The organism is Sessilibacter corallicola, from assembly GCF_021290925.1.
Taxonomy (GTDB): Bacteria; Pseudomonadota; Gammaproteobacteria; order Pseudomonadales; family Cellvibrionaceae; genus Sessilibacter; species Sessilibacter corallicola.
In genome coordinates this window covers 69803-90108 of the sequence record NZ_JAJSLX010000005.1, presented here as the reverse complement: position 1 = coordinate 90108, position 20306 = coordinate 69803, and the positions used below count along the sequence as shown (strand labels likewise).

The 20306-nt window shown below is 43.9% G+C and carries 13 protein-coding genes; 7 read left to right on the top strand and 6 right to left on the bottom strand.

Going from position 1 to position 20306, the window contains the following annotated elements:
• Positions 1–242: 242 nt before the first annotated feature.
• The gene (locus LU361_RS18955; RefSeq protein WP_233090736.1) at positions 243–569 is read right to left on the bottom strand and encodes a hypothetical protein; all 327 of its coding nucleotides are present in this window, start codon (positions 567–569) and stop codon (positions 243–245) included.
• A 735-nt stretch (positions 570–1304) separates the two neighbouring features.
• Between LU361_RS18955 and LU361_RS18950 the strand changes: the two genes are divergently transcribed.
• Positions 1305–4385, top strand: coding sequence for a COR domain-containing protein (locus LU361_RS18950; protein WP_233090735.1), 3081 nt, complete (start codon positions 1305–1307; stop codon positions 4383–4385).
• Positions 4386–4426: 41 nt separating this feature from the next.
• Here LU361_RS18950 and LU361_RS18945 read toward each other — a convergent pair whose 3' ends face one another.
• Both LU361_RS18945 and LU361_RS18940 read right to left on the bottom strand, forming a co-directional pair.
• On the bottom strand, positions 4427–5518 hold the full coding sequence (locus tag LU361_RS18945; RefSeq protein ID WP_233090734.1) for an FAD-dependent oxidoreductase: 1092 nt from the start codon (positions 5516–5518) through the stop codon (positions 4427–4429).
• Positions 5519–5594: 76 nt separating this feature from the next.
• Positions 5595–6404, bottom strand: coding sequence for a CHAD domain-containing protein (locus tag LU361_RS18940; protein WP_233090733.1), 810 nt, complete (start codon positions 6402–6404; stop codon positions 5595–5597).
• A 334-nt stretch (positions 6405–6738) separates the two neighbouring features.
• Between LU361_RS18940 and LU361_RS18935 the strand changes: the two genes are divergently transcribed.
• From LU361_RS18935 to LU361_RS18915, 5 genes are all read left to right on the top strand, one after another.
• Positions 6739–7155 carry a GFA family protein gene (locus tag LU361_RS18935; protein WP_233090732.1) on the top strand — a complete coding sequence of 139 codons (417 nt, stop codon included), beginning with the start codon at positions 6739–6741 and terminating at the stop codon, positions 7153–7155.
• Between the two features lie 155 nt (positions 7156–7310).
• Complete coding sequence (locus LU361_RS18930; protein ID WP_233090731.1) at positions 7311–7787, top strand: hypothetical protein; 477 nt, start codon at positions 7311–7313, stop codon at positions 7785–7787.
• A 655-nt stretch (positions 7788–8442) separates the two neighbouring features.
• Positions 8443–9780 (top strand): hypothetical protein, encoded by a 1338-nt coding sequence (locus LU361_RS18925; protein ID WP_233090730.1) that lies wholly within the window; start codon positions 8443–8445, stop codon positions 9778–9780.
• A 15-nt stretch (positions 9781–9795) separates the two neighbouring features.
• Positions 9796–11880 (top strand): LodA/GoxA family CTQ-dependent oxidase, encoded by a 2085-nt coding sequence (locus LU361_RS18920; RefSeq protein WP_233090729.1) that lies wholly within the window; start codon positions 9796–9798, stop codon positions 11878–11880.
• A gap of 115 nt (positions 11881–11995) precedes the next feature.
• Positions 11996–13123, top strand: a complete 1128-nt coding sequence (locus LU361_RS18915) for an NAD(P)/FAD-dependent oxidoreductase (RefSeq protein WP_233090728.1) — start codon at positions 11996–11998, stop codon at positions 13121–13123.
• 265 nt (positions 13124–13388) lie between these two features.
• Here the strand turns inward: LU361_RS18915 and LU361_RS18910 are convergent, their stop codons facing one another.
• From LU361_RS18910 to LU361_RS18900, 3 genes are all read right to left on the bottom strand, one after another.
• Positions 13389–15050 carry an electron transfer flavoprotein-ubiquinone oxidoreductase gene (locus LU361_RS18910; RefSeq protein WP_233090727.1) on the bottom strand — a complete coding sequence of 554 codons (1662 nt, stop codon included), beginning with the start codon at positions 15048–15050 and terminating at the stop codon, positions 13389–13391.
• Positions 15051–15060: 10 nt separating this feature from the next.
• A complete protein-coding gene (locus tag LU361_RS18905) occupies positions 15061–16839 on the bottom strand; it encodes an acyl-CoA dehydrogenase family protein (RefSeq protein ID WP_233090726.1) in 1779 nt (592 codons plus the stop codon).
• 167 nt (positions 16840–17006) lie between these two features.
• A complete protein-coding gene (locus tag LU361_RS18900) occupies positions 17007–18062 on the bottom strand; it encodes an AraC family transcriptional regulator (RefSeq protein ID WP_233090725.1) in 1056 nt (351 codons plus the stop codon).
• A 330-nt stretch (positions 18063–18392) separates the two neighbouring features.
• Between LU361_RS18900 and LU361_RS18895 the strand changes: the two genes are divergently transcribed.
• Positions 18393–20297: a DUF1302 domain-containing protein gene (locus LU361_RS18895; protein ID WP_233090724.1), complete on the top strand. Its 1905-nt coding sequence runs from the start codon at positions 18393–18395 to the stop codon at positions 20295–20297.
• Positions 20298–20306: the final 9 nt, after the last annotated feature.

Genomic DNA, 20306 nt, shown 5'->3' with positions numbered 1-20306 from the left:
AGCGGATAGGTAAGGCAGTTTTACGACGGGAATACATCTGGCATTGCAAATTTAAGAAACGGTTTTAAATTTCTTAAAAATCTAGATAGAAAAGTTATATTAAACTCAAAAAACTGGCTGCCAACGTGTAAGACATAATTCTATCCAAACTAAAATCCAATCATTAGTTTCTTGCAAAAATTTGGAAAGAAAAATAAAACGCCGGCAGCAAACAGTTTATGCGCGCAATAAACAATAAATGTTTACTCGCCAATAGCAATAAAGTTGAAACCCATATCTTCTAGGAAGAAAACAGAGAAACCGTAAGTGGTCATGTCGGCAAACTCTAAACCACTGATGATACAACCTTGTGATGGTTCAGAAAATCCAGATGCTTCATGAAACGCTTGGTAAATTTCAGTAGAAAACAAAGAAGCCGTAACGGTCGGTGGCGTCATAAATTCAGTTTTAAAAATAATGCGGTAGCTTTTGTCATCAAGCCTATGGACTTCAATATCGTTACCGCCGTTGCTGCCATTAATAACCTTTCCTGCTCTGTCGATCATGGCGTGAACAATTTTTGTGCTCATAGGATATTCCTTTTAATTAACTATTCGATTGATACAAAGAAATTAAGCGAGAGATTTTATGAATTTAGCTGCCCCGCCTTACGTTGGTGCGAGCATTCTAAAATTGCTCACAACAGCCATTCAAGATGGTAAATATTTAATTTACAAACCAACGTAATTTTCAAATAAATAAATAAAACAAAAGCAAACATAAACACCGATAAAATAAAGCGATAAAAAACCCCAACAATTCAAACCAACAATATTATTTTTATAAATGTAAAATCGATTTTAAAGATAATTAGATAACAATGAAATTTTATACACGAGCGCTAATGAGCAATCAGAATATAAATCGCTAATATAGGCAGTAAATTCAGAATGGTTGAAAATCCGGTTGAGCATTGGCAATCTTTTTATACACTCAACTTAAAATTAAATATTTCGCTATTAACAATAAAGTAATATCTCCACGTGATTATCTGATCAAAATACCAACACCATAGCATTTAACGACTTCGAATCATGTACGTTTTTGTTCTTAGTCGAAATTCCTTTGATTTTAATTTCCGACTGTACAAATTGATCTAAGAACGCGTAAGAATTAAGCCTTCTTGAAAGATTTGTAACCCAATTCCAGCCACCAATTCTATAAGATGATCAGCTAACCACGCTTTAGTATTAGTGATAATAACCTTTACTCGTATGAGTATGGTGAGCTGAAAAATCGATTGCAGAAATACAGATAATAGAAATATGGCAGAACAACCGATAAAAGTAGAAACAACGTCCGACAAACTCAAAGGATTACTGGCTCAGTATCCTCATTGCCGACGCTTAGTCGTCTACAAAAATGCGGTATTAAAAGATTTTGATTCGTTTGATTTTGTCATCAAACTGCTGGATGGTTACGTTTCAATTGAACTCATTGTTGATTCACTGCCCAATATACAATCGTTGGCTATTCACGGGTTTAATCTGGAATATCCTCATCATGCACTGTTATCTTTAGGAAGATTAAAACTTTTATCGTCACTGGATTTATCCGACAATAAAATCAGCAATCAAGGTGCAACTGCACTGTCTTCACTCACCCATTTAAAAGTGCTGGTATTATCGAACAACAATATCGATGACCGAGGCGCCCAATCTCTCGCCGCTTTGCAAAATTTGGTTTTTCTAAGACTCGGTTACAATAAAATTGGTTCAGAAGGTGCCAAAGCATTATCGTCACTAACAAAACTGCATTCTTTGTATTTATCCAACAATAAAATTGGCGATGCAGGCGCAGCAGCAATTTCCGAATTAAAACGACTGGCTATTCTTGATCTATACAATAACGATATCGGTGATCTTGGCGCTAAAAGTTTATCGCAATTACCAAAACTCAGCACACTGTATTTAGACAGCAATAAAATTGGCGCCGAAGGCGCACGTTGTCTCGCGCAAATGATCAGCCTTAAATGTTTAGACCTAAGCAGCAACCAAATCGGCAGCGAAGGCGCTAAAAAGCTGTCGGCACTCACAAACCTAACGGCGTTAATTATTGGCAATAACAAAATTGGCGATACGGCTTTACCATCTTTAAGCCGTCTTACCAATCTAAAAAATCTGGACATACAAAATAATCCGATCACCGATTTATCGTCACTGTTAAATCTGCTTAAAGATTATCAGTTAATCGATGGTACCAATCGAATCAAACAAGCGCGTAATATCAATATTTCTGATTGCCCAATCAGTCACCCGCCAAGAGAGATCATTAATCAAGGTGTGGAAGCTATTCTCAAATATTTTGGCGAGCTAAAAGCTCAAGGTGAAACACAGCTATTTGAAGCCAAAATGTTAGTCGTTGGTGAAGGTGGTGTTGGCAAAACCAGTTTGATCCGACGACTGTTTTCACCGAAACGAGAATTACCCAAAGATGAAGAAACCACCAAAGGGATTGACATCGACCCCATTCGATTTCCCATCAGTGACAATCGCGAATTCCGGCTTAATGTTTGGGATTTTGGCGGCCAACATATATACCACGCTACCCACCAGTTTTTTCTGACCAAACGCTCATTGTATATTTTGGTCGACAGCAGTCGTACCAGCGATAAAACCGTACAAGACGAAACCTTTAAATATTGGCTAGAAGTCACAGAAACTCTGAGCGACAACAGCCCCGTGATTATGTTTCAAAACCAAATCGGCGGTCGCAGCAAGGCCATCGACAAACGCGGTATCCAATCGCGTTTTTCTAACATTAAAGATTTCTTTGAAAGCGATTTATTACAACCCGATGATACCAACCGAATTTTATCGGCGGTAGAACATCACGCCCAACAGTTGCCTCACATTGGTGATAAGGTTCCACAAAAATGGCTCAATATTCGAAACGAAATAGAAAGTCTAGCCACTGAAAAACCGTTTATCAGCCAGCAGGACTATTTTGATATTTACGCTAGACATCTTGATTACAATCGCGATAAAGCCTTGTTTTTGAGCCAATACTTTCATGATCTTGGCATCTTCCTGCACTTTCAAGAAGACATTAATTTGCAATCGCTGGTGATTCTACAAAACGAATGGGCCACCGAGGCGGTATTTAAAATATTGGATGACGAAATTGTTAAGCATCAAGGTGGCGTATTTAACTTAAACGATTGCAAAAGAATTTGGAATGACTCACATTACCAAGACATGTTGCGCGAGCTATTAGCCTTAATGGTGAAATTTGAATTGTGTTACGCCCTGCCAGATACGCAACCGCAAAGTTGGCTGGCAACGCAATTACTGCCGCCATCAATGCCAGAAGATTTGGAAACACATTCCCTGCCCGATGTTCGCTTGCGTTATCACTACGATTTTATGCCAAAAGGCATCGTCAATCGATTGATGGTTCGCATGAATCGCTTTGTAAAACACCCTGAATTAGCGTGGGCCAACGGCGTTGTGTTCGAAAAAGCCAACACTGAATTGTTGGTACAGGTCTCTAATACCGGCAACGAAATTGACCTGAGCGCTAAAGGTTCTCAAGCAAAAGCATTAATCAGTGTTATCGCCAATGACCTTGATGCCATTAACCATTCCTTTGAAGGATTAAAAGACAAGGTTAATAAGTTTATTCCCTGCATTTGCGAGACGTGTAAAAACACTGACACGCCGCATTTATTTGAGGAATCAAAACTAATTCACCGAAAAGACAAAGGCCGCTACACGGTTGAATGTGAAATTAATTTCGACGAAGTCAGCGTATTGGAATTACTCGAAGGTTTACGCATTGATTTACCTCAGTGGGCCGGCGATAAGTCAGAGCCACAAAACAACAGTCAATCACCGAGAAGCGAGCTTGCAACGTTGAAAACGGTACAAATATTTTTAGCGTCTTCCCAAGAACTTGCCAGTGAACGCGATGAGTTCGAATTGTTCGTGCGCCAGCAGAGTGACCGTTTACTGGATCAAGGGGTTTATCTAAAAGTGGTACGCTGGGAGAATTTTTTGGATTGCATGTCGGAATCCAGAATGCAAGACGAATACAACAAAGCCGTAATATCCAGTGATATTTTCGTCAGCCTGTTTAAAACTAAGGCCGGGAAATACACCGAAGAAGAATTCGATACCGCCTACACGCAATTTATCGAACATAAAAAACCCAAGATTTATACTTACTTTTACGACGCTCCAACATCCATTAGCAATTTGGACAAACAGTCGTTGCAGTCACTGTGGGGATTTCAAGAAAAACTGAAATCGTTTGGTCATTTTTATACGGAGTTTAAATCCGTACCCGACCTCAAAGTACATTTTCGTTATCAATTGGATTTGTTGTTGGAAGAGTATGCTGCATAAATCCGAGGTTCTTTAAAGAGCCTCGGATTTATTGATTGGTGTTATAGCCTGGATGCTAAGTTTGCGTGTGCGCTCACCATTTTTCTGCTGAGCGCTTCATCGGGCTTTGTGCTGTAGGCATTTCTAATGGTGGTTCCACCCAATATTATTGCGCCTTTACGTGGGAACATGTAATAAAATTCGTTCGGATCAACCGCCACATAGGAATAATTAATTTCTGGTTGTGGTAACAACAATGTCAATTGGCCTTGCACGGGCAGTAACTTATCGTCGTTGAACAAGTCCTTTGCGCCCAACCCAGTGCAGTTGATAATGACATTCTCTTTTAACGATAACACTTCTTGCAGTGATCCAAACTTTTTACGCTGAAAAGTCGCGCCTGAAATTTGCGCATCCAACTTTATTCGCTGTAAATAAAAGCTGGGATCAATCATCAGTGACTTCATTTTTTCTTGATACGCGTATCCAAACAGGTTGTTTTCGGTAGAAACCTTGTATTGCGGATACAAATCATTACCGCCGGGCAACTCGCGCTTTCTTTTGGGTAATCGATGCGACAAGAAGTGATAGTCATGCCAGAAAACACCGTAGTCCGGCTGGTTCACGTATCCGTAAAAGCCTTCTAATGCTGCACGAGATATTTGTTTGTCTTTTGCTAAAAAATCTTCAGAAACTTCTTTTCTGTCGTAATAGGAGGTAGGTAACCAAAGTGCGGCGGCAATGTTAGATGTGGTGTGGGGTGGAAACTCTGCTGCGTACACCGTTACCTTCACACCTTGGCGTGCAAGTATCAACGCACAGGTAATTCCCATCACTCCCGAGCCGACGACAGCAACGGATTGCGGGCTGCTCTCAAGCGCTAACTGAGTCGCTATCGAAGACGTGCCCCAAGATAAGCTGATACCGCCACCACCGTGACCGTAATTATGAACAATTTTTTTGTTATCGAACGTTTCCGCCTCAAGGCGATAACCGGCAGTACGGTAGGGCCGCAAGCCAACTACGTTTTTAATGACCCGATCTAAAGAAGATTTAACGGGGTAGTATTGCGGTTCTTTTCTGGACTGAGGTAAGGCAGTACATGCCGAGAGCCCAACGGCACCCGTGGCGAATAGAAATTCTCGTCTTAACACAGAAGCAATCCTTGTCGTGGTTTTCAGTGGTACAATCAAAAAGCAATTTTAAAACCACAATCATAACCAAATCTGGTTATGCGATCACATCCTGTCTAAATAAGTCGCGGTGCTTTACAAACAACAGCTTCACTCGATTAATATTTTCGTAACCCGACAAGCCAAGCAATAATTTCCAGTGATTGAATATCGCATTGGTCTCGATCGTGTATTGATCCCGGCGCTCCAGTAATTGCTCAATCAAGGCTTCATGAACAACACTGTCGTGCCAATCACCCAAATGGGTTTGCAGTTGCTTGCACAGAGCAATCATCGCTTTTTTTCGCTCTTTATGAAACTTGCTCTGCGAATGACAGTGCTCAAGTTGGTAACGCAGCGTTTTTACAGAAACACGCAAATCGTGCCACGCATTTGAATGATTCCGGCGATAAGCGACGATGTATTTTCTCAGTAGCACAGGGGCATAGTTGTCAGACAATAACAGCGCATTGTCTTCAGAGGTTTTTTTATTACGATGTAAATACGTTTTACTGCTTGCGATGGGAGCATCCCATATGTTTTCGTTCAATGCGTCGTAAACATCGTTATGCAATTGTACGCAGTAATTTTCAACAATTGGTCTTACGTTTAAATACTCGTCTCTGGTTAGATAAGTTTCGCCATTAATAAGTAAGGTATCCCAATCTCTAGCGGGGTTGGTTTTTTGAATCAGAAGGCTTAATTGCTTTCTGAGCTTTTGAGAAGATTTGGTTGGAATTTTTTTAAGTAAACTTCTTACCCGCCTTACACCCACCCGAACCTGATGTAAGTCTTCGGCATTGTATTTTTGCATTAATGAATTTCTGTGTGCATTTAATTTTTTATACATTTTTTTTATTTTCATCATTGCATCACCCACTTTTCAATAAGAAAGCGTTTTAATATTCTCTCCTGCTAATACACACCTCGTTATTCAACTATCAATTAACCGCAGACAATTAATCTCAGATAAGTCTCTAACGTCGAGTAAGTTCGGCAGCGTTCAAAAATGCTTGCGCAATTTCTAATAATACTGCAGAGACTTATAACATTTTCTTCAATCTTGTAATGAATTCACCCATTTTAATAATACGCTTCTTCGCCTGGTCTTCAAGTCATGATATAAGAGCGCTTTTGAACTGTTCTTTTGCGTTTAAGCCACGGGCTTTGGGTAAATTTTTAAATTTTGCGAGTGCGGTGCAATGAACAAACATTACAAAGGCAGTTGCCTGTGTGGCGCAGTTACTTTCAATGCTTCTGGGTTCAGCAAGCAAGCAGCACATTGTCATTGCAACATGTGTAAGAAATTTCACGGTGCGGCTTTTGGAACTCTGGTGGCTGTGGAGCAATTTGAATGGTTATCGGGAGATGAGTTCATAAAAGAATTCAAAGCGGCAAACGGCACCGTGCGAACATTCTGCAGCCAATGCGGTTCGAGCTTGGGCTTTCGTTCAAAAGATTCCGCACCGGATTCCATCGAAATTGCCATATCCACATTTGACGAGAAATTACCGATTAACATCAACGCTCACATCTACGCCAATTACAAAGCTCACTGGATGCATCTAGATGACTCTTTGCCCATATTTGACGAAGGCAGAGACTCAAACACAGATTAAGCGGTAAAAAAGAACGAATTTTAAGAGCAAAAATAACAAAATAGTCACTAATACCGTTCAATTTAATCTATTGTGTAATAAATACCAATCGACACTGTCCATCAATTAATTAGCCAATAAACTCTACAATCAACATAAAAGAACCGATACTTATCATGAAGAAACATATCCCTTTAATTCTCGCCCTGTTCGTTGCTTTTGTATTCTTACAATCCTTGTTCTTTAAATTCGCGGAGATATTCAGCGAACCGGCAGACATTACGGTTTATATATTTTCAACGGTTGGTGATTGGATCGGTTCTCTTGGCTTGCCCGCACTAGGAGAAGCCTTCACCGCTTACGGTGGCATAGTGATTGGCTCGGCGGAGCTAATCGCAAGCATTTTAATTTTAATCACCGCAACTCGGTTTTGGGGAGCGCTTATTGGCTTTGGTATTATGTCGGGCGCTATCTTCTTTCATGTATTCACCCCACTCGGTTTATTCCCCTACACAGATTTGAGTTGTTTAGAGGCCGGTTGCCCACAAGAGAAAGCATTATTTTTTATGGCCTGTGCCGTGTGGCTGATTTGCGCGCTTTTTGTAGCCACGCTATTTAAGACAGTATTCCCATCAAAAGAAGTGGCGAATTAACAGCCGCTTTTAAACCGCATCAGTAAAAACAAGATAAACGCAACACAAGGATGCGTTGCGATATTTTCTATTGAATTATTTGATCATTATTCCCACGTCTAAAACCTTTCCACATAAATAACTAGGGCCTGTTCACACTAATTTAACCACGCCTGTCGCCCCAAAAACGCGTCAGTCTAGGCGTGAGGAGTGCAGTTTAGCGCGCTAAATAAGCGACGAACAACAACGAATGGCGTGTTTTTGGGGCGACCCTAGGGGCTCGGCGTATTTTTCCCGTATTTTGTGTTGCAGCTCGTTTATTTGGAACAACCAAATAACACTCACTGCGCCTAAAATACGAAAAAAATACGCTCCAGCAGGTGTGATTAAATTAGTGTGAACAGGCCCTAAATACCAAGAATTATTAACTCACAAGCCCTTCCTGTAAATTCCTGAAAAACCAAATTACGATAATAAATTTAAAATCTATTTTCTTATTGAATAAGAAACTTTTGCCTCCGACCAATACTCACTCCACTCTATAACTATCGAGTTATCTTGTAATAACACGTAATTTTTATTATTCATTCCAACTGCTAAATTTATAGATGCTGTTCTCAACCAACATCCAGATTTTCAACACTACTACAACACAGAAATCCCCTGGACACCTTCTATGATTAGCTATCAACCGTTAAAAAAAATTACCCAGCTGTCGGTAATAACTACAGGATTATTATTTACCCACGCCTCCTTCGCCGACCAATGCCCAGCCCTTGAAGAATGGTTTCCGCATTCGCAAACACCACGCCCCAACGATGCGGCCTTTAGCAGTTCCAGTAACTGTGAGTTTCATCAGTGGTCTTGGCAAATGTTTCTGTGGCTTACCCAAGAAGAAGACGGAATGCCACGTTTTTTGAGTTTTAACTCGCCACAATCTTTATTGGGTATGGAACACAGAGGTTTTTTGCCTCGCATGACCAAAAGTCCTGGCACAGAAAGTTTTGACGAATACTTACAAGCAGGCACTGACGGAATTTTTGTCGATCACAACGGCAAAGCGGTGTATTACTCTCAGTACATTAATTCTACTTTCGAAAATTTTATTACCTCAAATCAATTAACTGATCCCGCCAATGTTAGAAGTATGGACCCTACCACGGCGTTTCCAATTGATGGCACGAAAGGAGCGCTGGAATTAAAAGCCTCGTGGAAAATTGTCGACAGTGACGATGAGGTTTCCGATATGTTCACCATGGAAACCACCGTTGCCAAACTTGAAAACAAAAACGGAAAAATCGTTATTAATCCCGATAAATCAAAATCGGTGACCGTAGCTCTGGTTGGTTTTCATATTGGCGGCATCGTTGAAGGCCACCCGGAAATGATTTGGGCAACCTTTGAACACAAGCGCAATGCGCCGGATGTGCCTCATGGTACAACGTTAGGACAAGTAGTCTCTACAGACGACTACACCTTCTACACCGCTGGCACCAAACTCGGTGACTGTAACGTTAACGCCGCCGCTAGCAATTTAACGCTCAACCAACGCAAACAAACGCTCTCGCCCATCACTCAGGCATGTCGTCAATACGCTTTTGGTAACGCCAAAGGCGTCAACACCTCAAATACCGAAAGCATACAAACCATTAACGCCAGCGTGTATTCACAATTGGATTCCAGCAGTGTTTGGCGAAATTACTTTGAGGTCGGCGCGATTTGGTTTTTAGAGCAAAATGCTTTAGAGCCCGGAATGAACTTAGCGACAGACAGCTTCACCGCGCCTTCGGGAAGATCGGTAAATTTGACCGGTTCGTTAAAGCTTTCCAATGCCACCATCGAAACATTCACTCAGCGCCAGACAACTATGGATAATTGTTTCCGCTGCCACAATACCGCCCAGGAATTCCCACCCAAGATGACTCTGGAGCCACTACCGGCAACTAATTTAAATATCAGTCACGCCTTCCAAAATATTTATTTTTGGTCGCAAGAAAATCAAAACAATAATTAAGTTTCTGGAGAATTGATGATGAGTTATTTTAGAGTACACCCAAGTATTAATTTTGCTCGCGTCGGTAACAGCGAAGACTATTACATCGCCCCAGAAACCGCTGCGGGTGAAGTCGTCGATAAGAGTACCGGTTTGTTTGGCGGCCTGCCCATTCAACCGGGAACCGAAAACACAGCAATCACCGAAGACGATTTTCGAGATGCAAACCAAGCGGTAAAACGACAAGCCGCACGGTTCCGACTGTTTGCCTATCAAGAAGATCAAACAAAATACCCGAGCGATGATCCCGGCCGAGAAATCAAGGTTGGCGATACCGTTGATGGAAAGGTGATTAAAGACATTATTTGGCAAGTACATTTAGCCAACAAGAAAAACAACAACTTCACAATCACCTCAATCAACGATGAAGGAAAAAAAGTAGAGGAAGGTATCGTCGCCTATGAAGACAACAACACGCCGCCGGTCCGCAATCCAAAAAGTACCGGCTACGCAGACAGCGACGACTTAAACGATCCGTGCCGACGCACGAAACTCGTTATTGATGCTGGCCCTAGAGCTGTGTCAGTTTCCTCTCCGAGCGTTGCTAAATTCGATAACTCAACCACACCCAATTACGTTAACGATAGCGGTAAAATTACCCCACAACCGAATTATCCCACCAGTTTTCCCGATGAACATTTCTCAATGTTCAACCCGTTAGGCGCTATCGACACACTGGGTGAAATGTTTATTGAGAATAACACCGGGCGTTTAATTGTTGCTGGAGGTTACGGCCGCGCTAGCGCCATCGAAACCGACGGAAAACCACCAAAATTAACCGGTGCTATTGATAATGACGGTTGGTTTGACGACACCTCCGACGGCCCAGTGTGCGCCACCATTGTTTTTGAAGACGGTTCGATGTCTGAGGCGGTTCACGGCTGGGTAGTGTGTACCGATCCCGGTTACGCGCCGCAAACACGTAACGTGGTTTCAACCTGGGACGACGTTTACGACACATGGATTCAGCAGTTACACCTGCAACCGCAAATATTCAATCAAGGATTTCAGAGCGATTATCAAGCTCAGTTTGATCAAGATGTGTTACCGGTTTTTCACGCGGCTTTTCTGCAACGCTGGAATACCAATTTGCCGCAAAGAGCCATTAACGGCCACGAATTTATGGCAACCATCACCCCCAGTGACGACCCGAAAGCGAAACTGCCGAGTTTCAAACAGTTAATTCGCAAACCATCACCGCCGGGAACCAGCGATGCGCCCGACAACGAAGATGGCGAAGGTTATAAAATGCCGCTGGCGTTAGGCGATGCGATGAAGAGCTTTTTGTCGGTTACCGAAACGCAATACTTTTTGTTATCGCAGTGGTATGACAACAAATTCGTCGACTCAAATGCACCGTTAGGTCGGGGCGAGAAACTCGATCAAGACGCGCTGCAAAATTGTTTGGGCGGTCGATATTCTCCCGGTATTGATCTGACGTTTATTGTTCGAGACGTTAATTTGTATTCGCAAAATTGGCAGAGTGAAATCGGTCCGTTTCGAATTAATAAACAGGAATTACTGTACGCTAAAGCCAATAAAAACAGTCCTTTTTTAGAGGTCGGCTACATTCCATTGAGAAACGCGAAAGTTGAACCCGGCGATTTGTGTAAGTTTATGTCGCAACCTTGGCACACCGATTACAACAGCTGCGCAACCCACACACCCGATCCAAATCCCGAAGGTAACAATACCTTGTATTGGTCGTGGCCAGCACAGCGCCCGGTAACGGTCTATCCGAAATCCGAGTGCACTTACAATCACGAGAGTAAAACTTGGAACCTCGGTGGTTTGTTATTCAGTGTTCGCGGCGAAGGAACTGAAACCCCTTACCCACAACAACAAGGTCGCTATCAGTGTTACTTTGACTTTGTCGAAAATTGGCACAAGGTTGGTTTTATTATTCAGGGCACTCAAGTAAGCGATGAACACGGTAATAATTACGGTTCGAACAATTTTATTGAAGTTTCAAGTTTGTTTGATACCGATGGCGATACTGTTCAGGTGTGGCCAACGGCAAAAGAGTTAGGCTACAAAAAACCGGACAACTGCGGTCCTTAATTTTAAGATTTTTGGTTTTAAAAACTCTCGGTAACTAATTTTACCAAAACACGTGGTTGCTCTGAGCAATAAATTTCAGGGCAACCATTTCATACAAATACTAAGAAGCCTGGTTATGACTTTATCAGTGCATATTATCGGTGGCGGCCCAGCGGGTTGTGCGACAGCGCTCGCACTTTATCAACAAGCACAGCGTTTGGATTTATCGATTTCAATTAACATTGTTACGGATTCTGATACTGCAGCTTTTCATATTGGTGAAACCATTCCTCCCGCTGCGACGGAGTCGCTGACCAAACTGGGTATTTCTGAGTTGTTAAACGAGGGACATTTATCGTGCCCAGGCAGTATTTCTGTTTGGGGAAATAAAACCCCTGGCTACAATGATTTTTTATTCACGCCAGTTGGCCAAGGTTATCACTTAAACAGAAAACTTTTTAATCAGCAGTTAGTTCAGTGTTGTCAGAATTTGGGCATTCAATTAATTAACGATACTAAAATAAAAAAAGTAGAAACCAACGCAAATAAAGTAACACTAACCTTACAGAAAAAATCAGAACACACCACGCTTGAAGAAATAACCACAGATTTTGTCGTCGATGCCACCGGCATTCGAGGATTTGTTGCCAGAGCGCTGGGCGTTACTCGCAACGAATACGATTCGGTTTTATCGTTGTGCGCTTTTTACAACACACGCAACACCAACAACCGACCGAGTCACACATTGGTGAGCACATCAAATGTTGGTTGGTGGTACGCAAGTCAGCTACCCAATAACCAAGCGATTGTCAGCTTGTGCACAGATGCCGAAACATTAAAACAACATCAACTGAAACAACCCGCCGACTGGTTTAACCATTTTTTGGCAACCGACTGGTTTTTTAATCAATGTACAGAATCGTTTCAATGCTCGTTAGATCAGCCTGAGAATTTGCACTTGCGGGTGTCGCCCTCGGCAATATTAACCAATTGCGTAGGACAACGATGGCTAGCCGTGGGAGATGCGGCATCCAGCTACGATTCCATGACCTCAGCGGGCATTACAAAAGCCCTTAATCACGGAATTTTAGCCGGAAACGCAATAGGACATTTTTTATTAGGCGATAACTCAAAAGCATTAAAAGACTACCAAGCGACAGTCTTTAACGATTTTAATCAGTACCTTCGTCTACACCAATTACTGTATTCCAAAGAACAGCGCTACATCGATTCCGGTTTTTGGAAACGACGAATATTTTCCTAGGGCCTGTTCACACTAATTTAACCGCACCTGTCGCCCCTAAAACGCGTCAGTCTAGGCGTGAGGAGTGCAGTTTAGCGCGCTAAATAAGCGACGAACAACAACGAATGGCGTGTTTTAGGGGCGACCCTAGGGGCTCGGCGTATTTTTCCCGTATTTCGTGTTGCAGTTCGTTCATTTGGAACAACCAAATCACACTCACTGCGCCTAAAATACGAAAAAAATACGCTCCAGCAGGTGTGATTAAATTAGTGTGAACAGGCCCTAGCTACATATTCGGGTAATTCGGCCCGCCAGTGCCTTCGGGTACTACCCAACGAATATTTTGGGCCGGGTCTTTAATGTCGCAGGTTTTGCAGTGCAGGCAGTTTTGCGCATTAATTTGGAAACGCGGCTCGCCACCTTCATCTTCAACCACTTCGTAAACACCGGCCGGGCAATAACGTTGCGCGGGTTCTGCGTAATCCGGCAGATTTCGTTTCAACGGAATGTCTGGGTCGGCCAGTTTTAGATGGCAAGGTTGATCTTCTTCGTGGTTGGTATTGGATAAATACACGGAGCTAAGCTTGTCGAAACTGAGCACTCCATCGGGCTTTGGATAAATAATTTTCGGGCATTCAGACGCCTTTTTCAGCTGCGCATAATCTTCGGTATTATCGCGCAAGGTCATTGGAATTTTTCCACCAAAAATATTTTGGTCGATAAAATTAAATGCGCCGCCGAGTATAGGGCCAAATTTATGCATTGCTGGGCCGAAATTGCGTGAACCGAACAACTCTTCGTACAGCCAAGAGTTTTGGAATTTCTCTTTAAACGCGGTTAAATCTTTGCCGCCTTCATCGCCGGAGCTTATTGCTTCAAAAATGGTCTCTGCCGCGAGAAGACCCGACTTCATTGCGGTATGAGTACCTTTGATTTTTGAGAAATTCAACGTACCTGCGTTACAACCCGCAACAATTCCACCGGGGAACGTCATTTTAGGCAAGGCGTTAAAACCGCCTTTGGTGATTGCGCGCGCGCCGTAAGAAACGCGTTTACCGCCGTCTAAATACTGTTTGATCACTGGGTGATGTTTGAGTCGTTGGAATTCATCAAACGGACTCAAGTGAGGGTTTTGGTAATTGAGGTCAATAATTAAACCCACCACCACTTGGTTGGCTTCTGTGTGGTAAAGAAAAAAACCACCGCTGGCGTCGTCAGACAATGGCCAGCCGGAACCGTGCAACACCAATCCGGGTTGGTGTTTATCGGGATTGATATCCCACAACTCTTTAATGCCAATACCGTAATGCTGGGCGTCAGCTTCGGCGGCGAGATCGAATTTCTCGATCAGTGTTTTACCCAAATGACCTCGGCAACCCTCCGAGAAAATAGTGTACTTAGCGTGCAGCTCCATGCCGGGCATGTAGCCGTCTTTTTCTTCGCCATTAACACCGACGCCCATGTCGCCAGTGATAATACCTTTAACGCTGCCGTCATCGGCGTAAAGCACTTCTGACGCCGTGAAACCGGGGAAAATTTCCACCCCCATGCTTTCGGCTTGCTCTGCCAACCAACGACACACATTGCCGAGACTGACAATATAATTACCGTGGTTGTGCATGGTTTTCGGCACAATCGCGTTGGGTAATTTGACGGAATCGTTTTCGTTTTTCAGTAAAAAGATTTGGTCTTCGGTAACCGGCGTATTTAACGGTGCGCCTTTTTCTTTCCAATCAGGGAATAGCTCGTCCAACGCTCGGCTTTCAATAACCGCGCCGGATAAAATATGCGCGCCGACCTCTGAGCCTTTTTCAACCACACAGACGGTCAATTCTTTTTCGGCTTTTTGCGCTTGTTGCATTAATCGGCACGCGGCGGATAAACCCGCCGGGCCCGCGCCAACGATGACAACGTCGAATTCCATCGACTCTCTTTCGAAATCGCTCATGGGCTTTCTCCTAGAATTGATCTTCGCTCAACGCCATGGTGCTCTCATCACCAGAATAAATAGCGTTTAACGAACTTACCGTTCTCGGTAACATTTGTTCGGCGTAGAAACGCGCACAAACAATTTTTGATTCTAGGAATTCTTGGTCAGCGCCCTCTTCAGCTTGCAGGCTTAAGGCACGATTGGCCGATTTCGCCATCAACCAACCGCCACACAAGTAACCCAATAGCATCATAAAGTGCACACTCACCGCACCGGCAACATTGGCGTCTTTTGCGGCTTTATCAAGGATCCACTGCTGCGCCGAAATTGCGTTACTGAGGGATTCCTGCATGGAAGTCACGACGCTTTGCAATTTTGGATCGGTGATTTCAGACATATCGGAATTGATTTCTGCGATCAGTGCACTCAACGCTTCGCCGCCGTCGGCAAGGGTTTTACGACCGATTAAATCCAAGGCTTGAATACCGGTTGTGCCTTCGTAGATGGTCAGAATACGGGCGTCGCGATAATGCTGGGCAACGCCGGTTTCTTCGATAAAGCCCATTCCGCCGTGCACTTGAACCGCGAGGTAGGTAATTTCTTGGGAAAGCTCGGTGATCCAGCCTTTAACAATCGGCGTGTACAGATCTACGCGCGCTTTGCGCTTGGCTTTGACCGCTGGATCGGTTTCTGCGGCGTGCTGGTCGGATTCGGCCTTGGCAACGTAGGTCAAAGCCCGCATTGCTTGGGTACAAGATTTCATTTGCATCAGCATTCGGCGCACATCGGGATGCTTGATGATGCTAATGCGAGAACCATCACGCAATGTGCCCTGAATACGTTCTTTGGCGTAGGTTAACGCCTGTTGGTAGGCGCGTTCAGAAATCGCCAAACCTTGAAGGCCAACACCTTGGCGAGCGTCGTTCATCATGGTGAACATACACGCTAAGCCTTTGTTTTCTTCGCCAATCAAATAACCGATAGCACCGTCGTTGTCGCCGAAACTCATCACGCAAGTTGGACTGCCGTGAATACCGAGCTTATGTTCCAGCGATACCGCGTAGGCATCATTGCGTTGATCGGTGGTATTGCCATTTTCATCGAGCAGGAACTTAGGCACCAAAAACAGGGAGATACCCTTCACACCAGCAGGTGCATCGGGCAGGCGAGCAAGCACCAAATGGACAACGTTGTCCGTCATTTGGTGGTCACCCCAAGTAATAAAGATCTTTTGACCGGTAATGCGGTAATGATCGCCATCACGCACCGCGCGGGTTTTTAACGCCGCCAAATCGGTGCCAGCGTCAGATTCGGTGAGGTTCATCGTACCGGTCCACTCACCGCTGATGAGCTTGGGCAAATACTGTTGTTTCAGTTGATCGCTGCCGTGTGCAGAAATCGACTCAATGGCACCTTGGGTTAACAGTGGACACAACGACCAAGCCAGATTCGCCGACTGCCAAACTTCGTTAACAGCCACGGCAAGCGCTGCCGGCAAGCCCTGGCCACCGAACTCAGGATCGGCCCCTAACGACGGCCAGCCACCCTCGCAGAAGTGTCGGTAAGCGTCTGAAAACCCAGGAGTTTCATGAACTTGGCCGTCTTTCAAAGTAGCACCGGTGGAATCGCCCACTCGGTTCAACGGAGCAAGTTGCTCCGATCCCATTTTTGTTGCTTCGTCCAATATTGCCTCAGCGAGGCCATCGGCGACATCGTCTAAGCCGGCTTGGTGACAAATTTGTTCAAGACCGATCAACTCGTTTAATACGAAAATGCCGTCTTGATAGGGATAGCGGTAATCACTCATGGTTTGCTCCAATACTGGCTGAGACACACGGAATTATTGTTGTAAGGTTTAGACCTAATCTTGTTGTAAATCAGCCAATTGCGACAATAACAATTCAGCCCTTAATCATTAACAAAATCAGTCAATCTTTAAAATTATTATAAAAATCAATCACTAACAAAACTGCCTTATTGGGGAATGCGCTGGCAATAGACATCACTGCGACGGTACTCGCCCGGAGTCATACCCGTCCATTTTTTAAACGACCGGAAGAATGCCGAGGGCTCTTCAAAACCCATAAGGCCAGCGACATCGTTGATCGACAGCTGTGGGGAATTCATGTAATTCAGCGCCGCCACCTTGCGGCACTCATCTTTGATTTGCTGATACGACTCGCCTTCTTCGAGCAGCCGTCGGCGCAGCGTCGATACCGACATGTGCAGCCGGTGCGCGACTTCCTCGGCGCTCGGCAGCACCTGACTGAAATCTTTGCCAATCAACGCCACCACCTGGGATTTTAAGCTGGCGTCGTCATCGACCATCACAATCAACTGATAGGGCGCGGTTTTTAGGAAACTGCGTAAGCTCTCTGGGGTTTGAACGATGGGAAAATCCAGATAATTCGCCGGAAAAACAATCGCGTTGTCGTGCTGATCAAAGCGCACTTGGGACTGAAATAAGGTTCTGTACTGGCTGACGTCGTCGGGTTCGGCAAAGCTAAAATACGCAGCTTTCAGCTCCAAACGTTTACCAATCAACCAACACAAAAAATGATGCCACATCGACAGAGAGGTTCGAATTCGAATGGCGTTTTCGTTGTGGAAGATTTGATCCAAGGGTTGGTCGGCGGCTTCGGTGGTCGTAAAACTGATTTTGGCGTACCGACCTTTTCGCGTCAGCAGCGGTTTTACCGACGTACCACGGGAGATTTCATGGAAATCGCTGGCTCGATAAACGGCTCTACCTAGGGTTTCACAGTGAATAATGCAATGGCACATCATTCGAAACGTGCCATTGGGTACTTTGCCGCCATTGGCTAGGCCAAAAAATTCATCTTGGGCAATGTAGTAAATACTCTGGTATAAAGCACCGAATTTATCCGCTGGAAATTCTGTTTTTGCGTCGATTTCTTCGGCATTAATGCCGACGTGACTTAACAGTTCATCGACACTCAACCCTTGCTCGTCGACCAATTTTAGCAATTGGCGCACATAACCAGCAGGCACAGTAATTTTTCGTTCCATAACGTTTACCCATAAGGAGCTAACTGTGGTCTCTGTACAACGTTATAAAAATAACGGGTTTAACTCACATCGCAATTTCATAAAAGAGACTATTTTTATATTCTTGGCTTCATTTGATATTTTTTTCAACCCCACAGAACAAATTTGTTAATAATCTTGGAGACATATGTTATTGAGAGTTTGACTGCGCAAATTGATCATAGTCACCGTAAGAAAACCTGAAATTGTTACTCTAACGACTTATATTTTCAGAGTTTTTTGATATATTGACTATCGCTATCAAATAGCCAGTCAGCACCTTTGACAAAAATAAAAAACTAGGTGAACGAAATGGCAATAAGAAAACGGATTTTGCAATCAAGCAAAAACCCAAGCCCGAGTTTTACTCGTCGGCTACTTCCAACCCTCATTGGAACTGCATTTTTACTTCCTCAAGCACACGCTTACGAATTTACCTTTGGCGAGATTGAAGGTCAGATTACCTCTCAAGTTTCCGTTGGTGCTAGCTGGCGACTTGACGATGCGTCAAGCAATTTAATCTCCGTTCCTAACGGCGGAACCAGTAATGGCTCCGGCAGTTATGACGACGCCAACTTAAACTTTGAACAAGGAGAAACCTTCTCCGAAATTGTAAAAGGCTTCCACGATTTAGATTTACTCTACAAAAACATGGGCCTTTTTGTACGAGTAAAATACTGGTACGACAACGAATTAGAAAACGGCTCGCGTGATCACGGCCACTTGGCAAACGGGTATCAACCTGGCGATGAATTGCGCGATAACGACTTCAATAATTTTGCTAAATTTTCAGGTTTCGAATTACTCGACGCCTTTTGGTACGGCAATTTTGATATTGGCGATCGACCATTAGATATTCGTTTGGGCCGCCAAGTTATCAACTGGGGCGAAAGTACTTTTATTCAAGGCGGATTAAATTCCATCAACCCGGTTGACGTCAGCGCATTTAGACGGCCTGGCGCCGAAGTAAAAGAAGGCTTATTGCCGTTAAATATGGCGTTTGTCTCATTCGGCATTAACGATAATTTAAGTGTAGAAGGTTTTTATCAATTTAAGTGGGAACCTACTGCCATTGACGGCTGCGGCACGTATTTTTCAACCACCGATTTTGTCGCCGAAGGCTGTGACGGCATTCGAATTCCTCTACCACTGACCGACCAACAGTATTTTGATCCTGCCATTTCTACAGCGGTTCTTGGCTATGACCCGTCTATTGTTAGAAACGAAAATGGCCGTCGCGAACCAGACGATGAAAATCAATTTGGTATCGCCGCACGTTACTTTGCAGAAAATTTAAACGACACCGAATTTGGTTTTTATTACGCTAAATACCACAGTCGTTTACCTCTGCTAAACGCAGTAAATACCAATAGCGATGCCGGAACCTTCTTAAATACCTTTGCCGGAACCGTTATTGCACTCGGTGGTAATCCGTTAGCGCCAACACCAGCACAAGTTCAGGCAGCAACCGTTGCTTCTATTGGTACCTTGGTCGACACCACCTATTTCACCAGTTACTCCGAAGACATCGAATTAATCGGCGTGAGTTTTAACACCAACGTTGGCGATGTTGCTTGGTCCGGTGAAGTCAGTCACAAAAAAGACGTTCCGCTACAAATTAATGGCCCACTGTTAGTTGCTGCCATTCTCAACCAATATTCAGGTGGCTCCGGTAATGCCGCAGCAGATGCTCTAGTTGCACAGGCCGGAACTGGCGGAACCATTCAAGGCTTTGAAAAATTCGACGTTACACAAGTACAGTCAAGCTTGATTAAATTCTACGATCGCGTTCTTGGCGCCAGCCGTCTGGCATTAATTGGTGAATTTGCCTGGACTCACGTACACTCTTTTGACGAAAGTGTTGATGCCTTTAAGTTCGGTCGCAATGGTGCTTTCGGATTCGCTGCAGGCGATAACGATGGCTTTGTCACCGAAGACTCCTACGGCTACGTGTTACGTGCCGCATTAGATTATCCCAACGCATTTGCCGGCGTTTCCCTTTCACCGCAAATCAGTTTTAGACACGGTTTGGAAGGCTACGGTGTACAGCCTGGCTCTGCATTTAATGAAGACGAAAAAGTTTTGGGTGTCAGCTTAACCGGTGAATACTTAAGCAAATATTTAGTTCAGCTTTCGTACACCAGTTATTCCGGTGGCGATTTTAATGCCCTGGAAGATCGAGATTTTATTTCACTCAGCGCATCTGTTTCTTTCTAAGAAGCAACT